We start from the raw sequence: 554 nt of genomic DNA on the forward strand, positions 1-554 counted from the left end.
AAAAAAACCTCCCTAGTTTTATATTTATCTTTAAAGACAACTGTCTCAAACCAATAGGAATATACGTTCTTATTTTACATCTTTTCATAATATTTTTTCAAATATTAATTTTCAGACTTAAAAACAAAAAAACTTCCTCCTAGTTTTATTTCTTAGAAGGAAGCTAATATATTTTTACCTTATCGAAATTTGAAACCTTATTCCTATTTGTTTCATTACCCTTTATTCTTCTATTTTCATCAACACAATTCTCCAGCCATCTGGATCCTCTATTGTAATTCCTTTTTCTTTCCAATACGGATTTTCTGGCTCTACCTCTTCGTATCCCATTACATGCAGCCTCTTACTCACTTTTTCTATTTCACTATATTCTTGCATATAAAATACTAGTAAATTATCTTTTGTTGGAGCCGGACATGGACTTCCATCTACATGTCTTGTAAATTCTAAATGATACTCTTCATCTGGTAGACCGAACATGATCCCATCATAGCCTTCATGATCGTAGAATTCACCTATACGTTTTAAGCCTAATCCTTTTTCATAGAATGCTA

The 554-nt window shown here is 31.0% G+C and carries 1 protein-coding gene; it reads right to left on the reverse strand.

The genetic code is table 11. From position 1 onward, the window contains the following. Positions 1-222: 222 nt before the first annotated feature. The coding region (locus tag KI356_RS27415; RefSeq protein WP_212937031.1) for a VOC family protein at positions 223-554 on the reverse strand (332 nt) is incomplete at its 5' end.

It is taken from the genome of Bacillus hominis (assembly GCF_018332515.1).
GTDB lineage: Bacteria > Bacillota > Bacilli > Bacillales > Bacillaceae_G > Bacillus_A > Bacillus_A hominis.